A 13,205-nucleotide genomic window follows, 5' to 3' on the forward strand; every position below is an offset into this window, starting at 1 on the left:
AAAATTTATTTTGTTATCGCAATTTTAATTAATAATGATTATCAATTTAATACTTAATTATAGAAAAGTTTTACTTGGGTTGAGAAAGCCAACAAATACTTATGCGTCTTGGGTGAGATTCCTCTACTCAACCCACTTTCTACATGGCTGGCAATCAGTGCAGAATTATGTCAGCAATTTCCATTTATCCACAAGTTAATGTTCGCAAAGAAATTTCGAGCGCGATCGCATTATCGCTATGCTTGAAAAAAAATCACTGTTGTTTGGAAACCCCACCCTCACCGTAAACGGTGAGGGTGGGGTTTCCAAACAATTTGCATCATTGGAATGCTCTAGAGGAATGTAACGTTGGCGGGAGAGAAAATGCTTAATTTCTCCTCGTTCGTTGTGGATCGGGGCGCAATTCAACTGCACCTTATATTCCTTACCATCCTTGCTGTAGTTTCTTATCTCACCCTGAAATGGTTGTCCCTGCGACAAGTTCCGACGCAATTTCTCTAAGACTGAGCGATCTGTTTTAGCGCCTTGCAGAATACGTGGTGTTTTGCCAATAATCTCTTCGGGAGTATAGCCCGTAATTTTAGTAAAAGTTGGGTTAACAAAGAGAATTCTCGGCCCCGGTTCTTCAAGTTCGGCTGATGTGATAATGATGCACTCTTCAATCTGTTGCACAGCTTCTTTGAGTAACCGCAGTTCTTCTCCTGCTCGCTCAACCAGAGTGATGTCGCGTAGAAGCCAGCGTAGAGCGATCGCTTTGCCTCCCCAGTTGCGGATAGTAGCCACCGTCAGGGACACATCCATAGACTGCTCCCTATCGCGCGATCGCAAATGCACTTTCCACTCCTCAAGCCGATCCACTTGGCAGAGCCGATTTAGTTCCCAACGAAACGCTCGACGCTCTTGCTCGACTACAAACAGAACCAGCGGCTTACCCACCAAGAACCGCTGCGGGACGTTGAGCATCGTCGCCGCAGCGCCGTTTGCCTCTTGAATGACCCCTGCCATATCAGTCACCAGACAGGGATCTGGGATAAATTCCAATAAGTCTTGGTAGCGCTGGCGTTCCCCTTGGGCTACCTGGTGAGCCGCAGCAAGCTTCTGATTTAATAAGCTTAACTGCTCCTGAGCTACTTGAAGTTTTTCCAAAGCAGCATACAGTTCCTCAAAAGATTCTGATACTAGGTTTTGTTGCTGTAAAAGCGATTTACGAGCGCACTCGTTCAAAGTAGCTGCACGCCAGTGTGCAACCTTTATCTCTTGAGAAAATCGATTTAAATTCATATCATTTCTGGCTCCACCTTCTTTATGAACGTCTTTATCTATGTTTATCTGCGGATTTTTCTAAAAAACACATACTAACTGGTTCCTATCCATCAGCTGTTTTCTTCAGTAACGGTGACAGAAAGCCGTAGATTTAAAGATTAGGTGAATGAGTCAGAACCAACCTGTGTAGATAAGATAATCGACTTTTTGTATCCAGCCATAACAATCCACAATATCACTACAGTTCCGGCTCCACAGCTTTTGGAAAACTTGCAGTATTAGTAGTTTTTCTATTAAGTATTCTTATTGCCCCCTTAACGCTGCTCAATCGCCATTGGAAGCCAATTAGCCAATCTACTACAAATTAACCCTGCTGTTTTATCTATTCGTCTGCCTAAAGGCACGATCCAGTTTTGATTTTATCTGTAAATTTTTATACAAAAGCCTTTGGTGAAGCGTTTTAGGGGCTTGAATACAATACTTCTGGCATAAGCTTGGATCTACGTTAGCCCCTGATAAATTGTTTAAGTTTTGTTAAGACGAAAAAAGAAACTTTGGGATGGAATGCGATCGCATTCTATCCCAAACATCAGAGAAATTCTCCTAAAACCAATTGCCCTGTCTCATCTGCAAATATTAAACAAAATGCAGATGGGTAAACAGGGTAATTTAGGTATCGGTTTTAATCCAATTAGATATTCTTAGTAAGCGTAAGACTGATAAACCTCAACTTTGGGTTTTTCATCAACGGATTCGACAATCGGATTAAAACGTAGCAAATGGCGGGCGCGTTCCGAGAGGGTATCGTAACTAGCACGCGGGACATGAATACACACCTCCGGACGATATAGCCAGCGACGACTATAGCCAATTACCACCATCGGGCGTGGTGTTTCCGTATAGTTAGGAGTACCCCGGTGCAGACCCCGCACATCGCGGATCATCACATCACCCAGTCGCATCGTAATCGGTTGTAACTTTATTTCACCCGACTCCATGCGGCGCAGTCCTTCCTCCTTTGAGATCATGTGCGTACCGCGCACAATCTCCATCGGGCCGTTTTCCAGGGTTATATCTACGAGTGGAAAGTTGACTGCAAGCTGGAAAGGTGGTGTTTCTTCACCAGTTTCCGGGAAAAGTGGCGGCGCATCCCTATGCACATCTTGATATTCAGATCCCAGCAAGGGCGTGTCCGTCGCCAGCTGACACATGACTGCATCTTTGCCTACCAATAGCTCAACAATTGCCAAAATATCGTCATCTTCGTAGATACTGGGGTCAGCAAAGGGAGCAGTGAAGGGAAGGGTGACATAATAGCGGGATGTGCCGCGATTACGCAGCTTACCTTCGCGGGCGATGTGATCCGAGAGCATTGGCGCGAAAGCCTCACGCCAGGAATTGAGTGTTGCTGGAGAGAAGTAATTGGGCAACACGCAATAGCCATCGTTCCAAACTGATTGGGCGAACGATTGGATTTGTTGGTTGTTATAACGCTTTGTGATCATATTTTGATTTTAGACATTCATATAGTGGCTTGGTAATTGCCTAGACTCCATTTGTAACAACCATTAATAAATACTTCTGCCCCTTCAAGCCACTAGGTTTTGCGTTGAAATGAAACTTCATAAACCCAGTATTTTGTTGTGTATTTTAAGTTGTGGCTGGATGTCAGTCAGGGGCTTTTCTGTATGAAAAATTACACGCCCTCTTAACGTTGAAGCAATTCTTCAGGTAGACGGTGGTGAAAACAATAGCGGTTATGTTGTTGATAGGACAACAGATCAGAACCTGTGGTTAACGCTCCTGGGAGCTTCTACAAGGGTTTGGAAAATAAGGCACTAACTCCTAAGTCTCCGCTAGACTCATGAGCCAGAAGGTACAAACTAATGCGATAAGTCCGGCTATGCGGTAAGCGTAAAGTCTACAGCATACAAGTTCCTTCAGAACTGGGAAGAGAGCTGACGCAAAATGGCCCCAATACACTTTGCTAGGTTCGCTCCCCGTGCGCGAAGCGTTCCGGGTTGTAGTCGAGCTTTGCGCGATCGCGTATGTCACGATTACGCAGCTTCTCGCTATTGTAAAAATCCTTAACATTGCCCTTGGCTTCCTACCCAGAAACTCCCAGGTTTTTTTCTTAAACCCATCTAAAAAATATTAGGCTATAGCACCGCTAAAGGATTTGTGAATGCGAGATCCCCGACTTCTTTGAGAAGTCGGGGATCTGTATATATATTCATTACTCTTAAATTTAAGATATATTACTGAAAAAAAAGCTTTATTGCTTTGAATACTAAAACAAACTTGCGATCGCAGCAATTCCCAGAACACACGTCTTGAAATTGTGTTCTGGGAATTGTCTATCTCAGGCGTTGTCTAGGCTGTTGAAATTAAGCGTTTTAATATCAACAGCCAGAATTCGCCACCATCACCTTATTGCCATCCGCACTCGCAGCAGTTTGGATTAACGTTGACGCACAGGTTCTTGACGGTTGCGGAACAAGTTGGCTAAACCGATTAAACCAAGCAAACCTAGCCAGCCCCAGGAATTGCTATCGCGTGTTTCAGAACGAACTCCAGAGTAAGTGGTTGTTCCCGTAGTATCACTAGGAGTTGTCGTCGTGGCATCAGGAGCCGTAGTTGTCCCAGTCGTGGCATCAGGAGCCGTGGTTGTCCCAGTCGTGTCACCGGGAGTTGTCGTGGTACCGTAAGGAGCCGTGGTTGTCCCAGAACTTGAACCACCTGCACCAGTCGTTCCAGTCGTTCCAGTAGTGCTACCTGCACCAGTCGTTCCAGTAGTGCTATCTGCACCAGTCGTTCCAGTCGTCCCTGTCGTTCCAGTTGTTCCAGTTGTTCCAGTAGTGCTACCTGCACCACCAGTCCCTGTCGTCCCAGTCGTTCCAGTAGTGCTATCTGCACCTGTTATCCCAGTAGTGCTACCTGCACCACCAGTCCCAGTCGTTCCAGTTGTTCCAGTTGTTCCAGTAGTGCTACCTGCACCACCAGTCCCTGTCGTCCCAGTCGTTCCAGTTGTGCTATCTGCACCTGTTATCCCAGTAGTGCTACCTGCACCACCAGTCCCTGTCGTTCCAGTCGTTCCAGTCGTTCCAGTTGTTCCTGTCGTTCCAGTTGTTCCAGTAGTGCTACCTGCACCACCAGTCCCTGTCGTTCCAGTTGTTCCTGTCGTTCCAGTTGTTCCAGTAGTGCTACCTGCACCGCCAGTCCCGGAACCCGAACCACCCGCACCACCGCCAGTCTGGGCAGAAGTAGGCACAGCTAAGGGTAGAGTGGCTACAGTTAGGGCAAAAGTACCAGCAAACAAGATTCTGGACAAATGAGAAGGCTTCATAGTAATGTTTTCTCTTAATTTTCTAGAGAGCTGTGGTTTTTGATGTTGCCAACAAGGTATCGGCAAGTTAATTGGCGGTTGAATTGAAAACAGTCATAGGTTTTGCGATCGCGCAGCACCGATTCAGGAAAATTCTTGTTTTGATTAGGGTTGGAATGGCCAGAGGTATTTGCTGTTTTTGTCCAAATTTATCCTATGTAAAGCAGAGTAACTGCTATTGTTTGCCACCACTCCTACCCAAAGAGAGACTTAGTTATACCTAAAGAATTGACCTGATATTAAGTTAAGCTGTGCTTCTGGATACAATAATTACTGTAGGCAGCCTGATTGACTGACAAAACTCCTAAAACCCTTGAAAAATCTTAGGTTGGGTAGAGCGTAAGCGAAACTCAACGAACTGCACCAGTGGTGCGTAGAGTTCATGAAACCCAGCCTACACATCCGATATTTGTCAGTCAATCAGGTAGGCAGCTGCGCTATCAAGGTCGGTAGCTCACCAAAAATTACCCTAGCTATATGCCAATATGGTGTACTTAATGTTCAGATTTTTAGCTTTAAGTGAACCGTATTGAGCTATATGCTGGGGTTATTTCGTTGAGGGCATACTTTCAAAATACGCCCTACACAACGACAGAAAGTTAGAAATCCAATTACCTTTCGGCTTGGCGGACAGATCGAACGACGGCGGAACCTGCGCGATCGCCCATCAGCTTCTCTTGGTCATACCCTAGCACCAGCTGCCACGCTTCACCTGGGTATTGTTCCGCTAGAGGCAAAGCTACATCATCTAACATCCACTGTCCGTGGCGTTCGTCTTCCTTAATGTGCAGTTCCCAATAACCCATCGCCGCCGCTGATAGTTGCAACCGTTGCGCTGCGGCTAAATAGTTCCTGTACCATGAAGGGCCAGCCACTTCAAAATAGGTCAGTCCACCGCAGTAGCGTAAGAAGTAGATTTTGCGCTCGGTCACGAGAAAGTTATGATTATCGCAAGCCAGCACTTCCCAAGGTACTAAATCAAAGTATGCCTCTGGTTCGGTGTTCATCCCAAACTCGTTAAGCATCTGGGCAAAAAATGTAGAATGCTTGCGAGTATAACGACCGTTACCGTACTCTTCTAGCAGCACTTTGGTGAGCGTACACTGCACCTCATTTGCCGCACCACCCAGGATGCGAGACAGACGGCTGCCTTCGACTAAGCCATCAAAGGAACCAATCGCCAGCAGGTGACGATAACCTGCCTCAGTCATCTGTTCCCGCAGATAGCGACTATCATCTGACAAAGATGGATCGAGATCGGCAGCTACACGATCAATTAGCGCTTGCTTGGGATCAAGTTTTTGTAGTGCAGCTACGTCAATTTGGGCTATTTCCCAGTCTTGCCAAGCTTCCTCAATTTGGTCGCGCACTAATTGCAAGTAGATAGACCGCTCATTAGTGTAGTGTCGCAGATCGTCGTACCAAAACAGTTTGAGGCGATTAATGCGATAAAGTATACGCTGTAAAAAGCGGTGTGCGGCATCATCGCCGGGTGCGTCTTCATATGCACTTTTCAGCGCCGCTTCCATTGCCATTTCAAAGTCAGTAGCGATCGCTGGTTGTGCTTGTATTTTCTTGTCTAAATCTTCCATTTCGAGCAGATTTATAAATTGCTGCTCGGCTCGATCGTAATTTGTGGATTTTAATTGAGCTGTTGGCGTACTTTTCGCCTTAAAGTTAGTAAGCGAATTCATAATACTGGGTCTATTCCTTTGTTACTCTTACAATCCGTAGATAACGTTTATTCGGTTCAGATATTTACATTAATTAATAATAAAGTTTATAAATTTTATTCCTAACTTCCTAAAGATGGAACCTTTTGTCAGCCTGTAGATGGAAATAAAAAAAACTATTAAATGCTATTAAAACGAGATGATGCGTCAGGTTGTAGCTCACAACTAGACTAGAAAGTGTATACCAGAGGAAGATGTTGGGATAAGTCTATGCAAACGGCTGCGATCGCATTGCCTTCAACTCTCGAATTGAAAATCGATTTGACTGATGAGCAGTTTTGGAAGCTGTGTCAGAACAACCGCGATTATAGATTTGAGCGCACAGCAGCGGGAGAATTAATTATTATGCCACCTACAGGTAGCGAAACTGGAAATCGTAACATCAAAATAGCTGCCCAACTAGAAGTCTGGAGTTCTCAGAATAATCTAGGGCTTGCCTTCGACTCGTCAAGTGGGTTCACACTACCTAATGGCGCAAATCGTTCCCCTGATGCGTCTTGGATTCGTCGCGATCGCTGGGACGCTTTAACCGCCGAAGAACAACAGGGATTTGCTCCCATCTGTCCCGATTTTGTGATTGAGTTGCGATCAAAGAGTGATTCTCTCAAAGAATTGCAAGAGAAAATGCAAGAGTACATGGAAAATGGCGCTAGATTGGGTTGGTTGATAGACCGAAAAAACCAGCGAGTGGAAATCTATCGTCAAGGTCAGGATGTGGAAATTCTAGAAAATCCGGCAACTTTATTAGGGGAAGATGTTTTACCTGGGTTTGTATTAGATTTAAAACAAATTATGTAGTTTTATTTAGACGCGCTCATACTCTTTTTTAAGAAAGAGATCGCCTGTCTATGTGAATAAATGTTATCAACGGCAGAGAGTGTGATTCTCTAAAAAGAAAAGTCTTGTAAAATTTTGCAATTCGATACAATGAAATAATGCTCGACTTAAATATATTATCGGAATTCTCGCGCACCCACTGTATCGCCATTTGTGCGTTTCTGGTTCCAGCCAACTTGGTTGCTACCACGCTGACAATGGTTGCCGCTGCACGCCGTCGTCCGCAAGTTCAAGTATGGCGGAGTGCGATCGCGGCAATTTTCTTTGCTTTAGTGATGGTGTTCCACGTCTGGACTTGGTTCCAGATAGGCGTGGTGATGGCTCCTACCTACATCCTGCTGTGGCTGGGAAGCACTTGTCTTGTCGCCAGCCTAGCAGCGATCGCCTACAATCACCACACCACTCGCTCAAACCGCCACTACGCCACTGCACCAACTGCCGCTAACAACCCTTGAAACAGTTTTATGCCATCAGTGCCGCCCAACATAGCGTCTGAGGCGCGTTCTGGGTGCGGCATCATTCCCAGCACATTGCCCTTAATATTGCAAATACCTGCAATATTATTTATAGAACCGTTGGGATTGTCTCCTTCATAGCGGAAGACGACTTGATTGTTATCTTCCAACTTTGCCAGAGTATCGGCATCGGCGTAATATTGACCTTCGCCGTGGGCAATTGGTAATGTGATAACTTGCCCAGATTTGTATTCTTGCGTCCAAGAGAGATTAGTGCGCTCAACTTTGACAGGAGAGCGATCGCAAATAAAATGCAAATCCCGATTTCGTACCAAAGCCCCAGGTAACAATCCCGCCTCAGTTAGCACCTGAAAACCGTTGCAAATACCCAAGACAAACTTACCCTGTGAGGCGTGTTCGACTGTTGCTTTCATTACTGGGGAGAAACGAGCGATCGCGCCGCAACGCAGATAATCCCCGTAACTGAAGCCCCCCGGAATCACCACCACATCTAAATCGGAAATATCAGTTTCTTCATGCCAAACCATTCGCGTCGGCTGAGAAAGCAAATCGCGAGTCACATAGGCGACATCGCGATCGCAATTTGAACCCGGAAAAACCACAACCCCAAATTTCATTTTTTTTCCTTCTCCCAAAAACCCTCCTTCCTTCTTAGCCCCTCCCCGTTGACGGGGAGGGGTTGGGATGGGGTAAGCCACCTAAATCACGCCTGTCTGCGCTTCCACCTCAATTAATTCAAACCGATAATTTTCAATTACCGGATTTGCCAACAATTGATCGCACATCCGATCCAATTGCTGACGCGCCTCATCCTCCTCAGATGCCGTTACCATCAGCTCAATGTACTTCCCGATTCGCACCTGCTCGACATTTTCATATCCCAAATGCTGCAAACTCGACTGTACGGCCGTGCCAGCTGGATCGAGAACCGAAGGTCGGAGCGTCACGTAAATTTTAGCCTGATATTTCAGATTCACAGACGATTCCCCAATTTTTCACTTCCAATGTCACAGATGTACTATTTTAAAGCTGGACGGGTGCAAGATGGGTGATCTTTCGATGATCTAACGTGGAAATAGAGACTGTTATCAGTTAAAACCTGAAAAGATTAAGAATATCTCGCACCAGATTAGACCATGAAAGCCCAACGCACCCGCTCTCAGGATCGGATTCTGAACCTGCTCAAGACAATGAACCGAGCTGTCTCAGCTCAGGATATCTATGTAGAACTTCGCAGCCGCGACCAGAGTATGGGTTTAGCAACAGTTTATCGCTCTTTGGAAGCTTTGAAACTAGAAGGCGTAGTGCAAGTGCGGACGTTGGCTAGTGGCGAATCGCTCTACAGCAGTGTCCAGCAAGACAAGCATCACCTGACTTGTTTGCAGTGTGGAGACTCAATCCCCATCAACGAATGCCCAGTTCATAATCTGGAGACCCAGTTGCAACAGTCCCACTCTTTTAAGATTTTTTACCACACGCTGGAGTTTTTTGGACTATGCGATCGCTGCTCTATCGCTCCTGTTGCTAGTGAAAACAGCTAACTGAAGAATAGCTAATGGCTAATTGTTCATCGCCATTAGCCATTAACTAATTAAGCGTCTTCGTCTAAATCTAAAAATTGCGGCTGATTAGATTCTCCCACAATCGAGCGAAGTCCCTCCAAAGTCCCAGGAATGCTGCGGGGGTCCATAAACATCACCTTGCTGCTGTCACTCTTGCCAATCGTCGTCCCCATTTCGATATAGTTTTGGGCTACTAAGAATTGCAGAGCTTCTTGGGCATTGGCATCAGTTTTGAGGATTCTTGAAATCACTTGCATCGCTTCAGCTGTAGCCTGAGCTTTAAGAACTTGCTGTTGGCGTTCGGCTTGAGCTTTGAGAATGATTGTTTTTTGTTGACCTTCCGCCTCCAGAATTGCAGATTTTTGACGAGCTTCTGCGTCTAAAACTTGCGCTTCAGCCTTACCTCTAGCAGAGTTAACTGCTGATTCTCGTTCGCCTTCGGATGTCAGAATTGCCGCCCGTTTGCGACGTTCTGCCGACATTTGTAATTCCATCGATTCCTGTACCGCCTTGGAAGGAACAATATCTCGCAGTTCTACCCGCGTGACTTTTACTCCCCAAGGATCGGTAGCTTCGTCTAAATCTCTGAGCAGGATTTCATTGATTTGAGAACGGGCTGTAAAGGTTTCATCTAGTTCCAATCTACCCATTTCTGAGCGAATTTGAGTTAATACTAAATTCACCATTGCTGACTGGAGATTTTCCACTTTATAGTAAGCTTTCTCTAAATCCAAAATTCGCCAGTAAACTACGGCATCAGCAGTCATAGAAACGTTGTCGCGGGTAATACATTGTTGGGGAGGAATGTCTAAAACTCTCTCCCGAATGGTTGCTTGATAAGCTACTCTTTCATAAACTGGAATAACGAAATTTAGACCGGGCTTGAGCTTCTTACCGTTATATTTACCCAAAGTTTCCACTAAAGCTTCGTTTCCTTGGGTCACAATTTTGACACCAGAGAGGGCAGAACCACCCAGGACTAAAGCTATGAGTAAACTAAAAAATGATTCCATTTTAAACCTCGTTCTTTGTAACTCGTCAAGCGATTAGAATACTAGGGCTATGACTTCAACAGATTTGCTGGCAGCACAATCAGAGTTGTGCCTTCGCGTCCCACAATGTAAACTTTTTGATTGGGAGCGATCGCTAGTTTCTCATCCCCACACCTTGCTCGCCAAGAACTACCTTCGTATAGAACCCTACCCGTCTCTCCTGGCAAAATCTCTGAAACGGTTTGAGCCTCGGTCGCATTTTCAATAGACGATACCCGACGCTTCGGCATCAAGCGATGGCTGAGGTAGACGAAAGCAGTGGAAAGCACCAGCCAAAGCGCCACCTGAAAAGCCCCCTTCAGTGGTAGCACCATAGTAACCAGCGCCACCACAAAAGCCCCCATGCCCATCATAAAGGCCGTAAAAGCCGTTGGTACAAACAGTTCTACCAAGCAAAGCATTGCCCCTACTATTAACCAAAACATAGTCAGGTTCAATCCAAAGAAGCCTCCCAGCAACGCTATAAGTGGAGAGGTATTTATTTGCCTTACCAGTAACCAGATTGTCATAAAACTCAATCCCTTCTTAATAACAGGCGTGAGTGTAGTTATTGAGGTACAATCCACTATTCCACTCTAGCCAGTTAGGATTGGAAGACATCGTGACTTTATTATTTACTACAACACTTCATCTATGTTTCCGAGGAAAAAACTCAATTTTTCTTATTGACAGTATGATTTAAGATTTTTGTATAAAAACTTTAATTTATGAACAGTTCCCAGTTTCAACGCGAACCGAAGGACATCCTCTTAGGACATCGCTATCTTTGGGCAGCTAACCCAGCCGCAGCAACGATCCCACCTGGCGAGTTAGTACAAGGCAGATATCAGGTTGTTGCACCTCAAATTTGGCAGGATACCCTTCCCGAACAGCCTCCTCACCCCGAACAGCTGCCAAACAGCGTTTACCCTTACCTGCGTTTGTATCCCCAGCGCCTCCACGTCCCGGAGGCTTATGGCTACGCTGTGCTAGAAACTTCGACAGCAGCAGCCGAAATTCTCTTACTGGAAAATGCGCCAATAGATGCGACTGGCAAGCTTGTCCCTTCTTTGGTGGAAGCTTTGCCACAAGCACCAGCAGTGCGTCAGATTTATTGGCTTTGGCAAATTTTGGAACTTTGGAAACCTTTAGCAGATAATGGTGTATCTTATAGCCTTTTAGTGGAAGATAATCTTCGGGTAGACGGGTGGCGGGTGCGCCTATTGGAACTTTACGCCGATCCAGTCGAAGACACGGGTATAGGATTTTCCCCAACACATAACGGTAATGGTGCATCAGACAAGTCCGATGTTGTTACCCAGGCATTTGTGGAACTGCCACTGGAAGAAAGCGCAGCTTCTGCTTTGAGTCTCTATCACCTGGGTTCGTTATGGGCTAGATGGTGTAGATTGATACATGTGTCTGTGGTAACGCAGGTTTTAGAGATATGCGAACAGATGCAAGCCGGGAATACTTCCCAGAAGGCGATCGCCCAAAAGCTGAATCAGCTATTACTGGAACAAGCCGCCCTTTTGCCCTTGCGCTTACGGGTTGCTGGAGCAACAGATACTGGCCCTCAGCGCGACCACAACGAAGATACTTGCTATCCCACAGTACAGGATTCAAAAGCAGACTACACTTCTCTGAATGACCCACTGCTTCCCCACTTGAGTATCGTTTGCGATGGAATTGGCGGTCACGAAGGCGGAGAGGTTGCCAGCCTTCTAGCAGTACAATCCCTGAAGTTGCAAGTGCGGGCGCTTCTGGCGGAGGTGGCAGAACAGACGGAAATCGTGCAGCCTGACCTCCTGAAGGAGCAGCTGGCAGCAAGTATCAGAGTGGTGAATAACCTGATTTCCTCCCGAAATGACGAACAAGGCAGAGAGTCTCGGCGACGCATGGGAACGACGCTAGTTATGGCGCTTCAGTTGCCACAAAAGGTTAGTCCCAACCCACAAACCCTATTAGACAACGCCCACGAACTCTACATCGCCAATGTTGGGGATAGCCGCGCCTACTGGATTACTCCCCATTCCTGTCAGCAACTGACTGTAGACGATGATGTTGCTTCTAGGGAGGTGCGCTTGGGGCGCAGTTTCTACCGCGAGGCATTGCAGCGCCCTGATTCTGGCGCACTTACGCAGGCGTTGGGCACGCGGGATGCTGAGTTTTTGCGTCCCAACGTGCAACGGTTCATTGTGGAAGAAGACGGCTTGCTGCTGCTGTGTTCCGATGGCCTAAGCGATAACAACTGGGTTGAGCAATCGTGGGCGGATTTTGTGGAGCCTATTATGCAAAGCAAGATTCCCCTAGAGGCAGCGGTTCAGTCATGGATTGAGTTGGCTAATCAAAAGAATGGTCACGATAATACGTCTGTGGTAATTACTTACTGCCGCGTTTCGCCAGAGTATCCGGTGTTACTCAACCTTGGGGAGATAGGCAGTAAAGCTCTAATGCCAAAAGTCAATCTGCAACCTGAAATTGTCGAAGGGGCAGTTTACGCTGAGGCTGTGCCTTCTCAAGAAGTTCCGGTTACGGCAACGCCACGACAGCGCCGCCATAAAACTTTAGCTTTATGGTTGGGGTTATTGCTGCTGCTGATTGGAGGCAGTATTGCTGGGTTGTACGCTTGGCGGAAATATGATGAACGGGGGTTCAATCAGATGCGCGATCGCATTTTTCCACCCTCAGCCCAGCCTCTACCCTCGCCAGATGCTGCCTCCCCATCACCGCTATCACCACCATCACCACAGGATGCTCCCTCCCCAATCCCGTCAGTTCCGCCACCACCAAGTAGCTAAGGGCTGGGGGCTGGCTGAAGAATCTTCAAGGGTTCCCAATCCCCAATCCCTAATCCCCAACCCCCTTAGTACCTTCCTGTGCAAAAATATAAAATTGTTCAAAATAGCACTTTGCTG

At 46.4% G+C, this 13,205-nt stretch carries 12 protein-coding genes; 4 read left to right on the forward strand and 8 right to left on the reverse strand.

The features are described 5' to 3' along the window. Positions 1-195: 195 nt before the first annotated feature. The 4 genes from H6F66_RS11370 to H6F66_RS11385 form a co-directional block, all read right to left on the reverse strand. Positions 196-1,281: a PAS domain-containing protein gene (locus H6F66_RS11370; RefSeq protein WP_190421220.1), complete on the reverse strand. Its 1,086-nt coding sequence runs from the start codon at positions 1,279-1,281 to the stop codon at positions 196-198. 683 nt (positions 1,282-1,964) lie between these two features. Further along, a complete protein-coding gene (locus H6F66_RS11375; RefSeq protein WP_190421222.1) occupies positions 1,965-2,768 on the reverse strand; it encodes a phytanoyl-CoA dioxygenase family protein in 804 nt (267 codons plus the stop codon). 956 nt (positions 2,769-3,724) lie between these two features. Beyond that, on the reverse strand, positions 3,725-4,609 hold the full coding sequence (locus H6F66_RS28345; protein WP_190421225.1) for a WGxxGxxG-CTERM domain-containing protein: 885 nt from the start codon (positions 4,607-4,609) through the stop codon (positions 3,725-3,727). Positions 4,610-5,259: 650 nt separating this feature from the next. Then, positions 5,260-6,342, reverse strand: coding sequence for an iron-containing redox enzyme family protein (locus tag H6F66_RS11385; protein ID WP_190421227.1), 1,083 nt, complete (start codon positions 6,340-6,342; stop codon positions 5,260-5,262). A 249-nt stretch (positions 6,343-6,591) separates the two neighbouring features. On the opposite strand from H6F66_RS11385, the gene H6F66_RS11390 reads away from it, so the two are divergent. Next, positions 6,592-7,179 (forward strand): Uma2 family endonuclease, encoded by a 588-nt coding sequence (locus tag H6F66_RS11390; RefSeq protein ID WP_190421229.1) that lies wholly within the window; start codon positions 6,592-6,594, stop codon positions 7,177-7,179. 137 nt (positions 7,180-7,316) lie between these two features. Continuing rightward, on the forward strand, positions 7,317-7,673 hold the full coding sequence (locus H6F66_RS11395; RefSeq protein ID WP_190421231.1) for a hypothetical protein: 357 nt from the start codon (positions 7,317-7,319) through the stop codon (positions 7,671-7,673). Here H6F66_RS11395 and purQ read toward each other — a convergent pair. Further along, positions 7,637-8,311 (reverse strand): phosphoribosylformylglycinamidine synthase subunit PurQ, encoded by a 675-nt coding sequence (gene purQ / locus H6F66_RS11400; protein ID WP_190421233.1) that lies wholly within the window; start codon positions 8,309-8,311, stop codon positions 7,637-7,639. The two genes, H6F66_RS11395 and purQ, sit on opposite strands and share 37 nt — an antisense overlap. Before the next feature lie 81 nt (positions 8,312-8,392). Continuing rightward, entirely contained in the window at positions 8,393-8,671 is a 279-nt protein-coding gene (purS, locus tag H6F66_RS11405) for a phosphoribosylformylglycinamidine synthase subunit PurS (protein ID WP_190421235.1), read from the reverse strand. A 159-nt stretch (positions 8,672-8,830) separates the two neighbouring features. Between purS and H6F66_RS11410 the strand changes: the two genes are divergently transcribed. Beyond that, the gene (locus H6F66_RS11410) at positions 8,831-9,235 is read left to right on the forward strand and encodes a Fur family transcriptional regulator (protein ID WP_190421237.1); all 405 of its coding nucleotides are present in this window, start codon (positions 8,831-8,833) and stop codon (positions 9,233-9,235) included. 50 nt (positions 9,236-9,285) lie between these two features. On the opposite strand, the gene H6F66_RS11415 is transcribed toward H6F66_RS11410, so the two are convergent. Then, positions 9,286-10,269 carry an SPFH domain-containing protein gene (locus H6F66_RS11415; protein ID WP_190421239.1) on the reverse strand — a complete coding sequence of 328 codons (984 nt, stop codon included), beginning with the start codon at positions 10,267-10,269 and terminating at the stop codon, positions 9,286-9,288. 47 nt (positions 10,270-10,316) lie between these two features. After that, positions 10,317-10,817, reverse strand: coding sequence for an NfeD family protein (locus H6F66_RS11420; RefSeq protein ID WP_242019034.1), 501 nt, complete (start codon positions 10,815-10,817; stop codon positions 10,317-10,319). A gap of 198 nt (positions 10,818-11,015) precedes the next feature. Here H6F66_RS11420 and H6F66_RS11425 point away from each other — a divergent pair, with 198 nt between their 5' ends. Beyond that, a complete protein-coding gene (locus H6F66_RS11425; protein ID WP_190421241.1) occupies positions 11,016-13,088 on the forward strand; it encodes a protein phosphatase 2C domain-containing protein in 2,073 nt (690 codons plus the stop codon). Positions 13,089-13,205 lie beyond the last annotated feature (117 nt).

The sequence above is a fragment of the Trichocoleus sp. FACHB-6 genome (assembly GCF_014695815.1).
Taxonomy (GTDB): domain Bacteria; phylum Cyanobacteriota; class Cyanobacteriia; order Cyanobacteriales; family FACHB-T130; genus Funiculus; species Funiculus sociatus.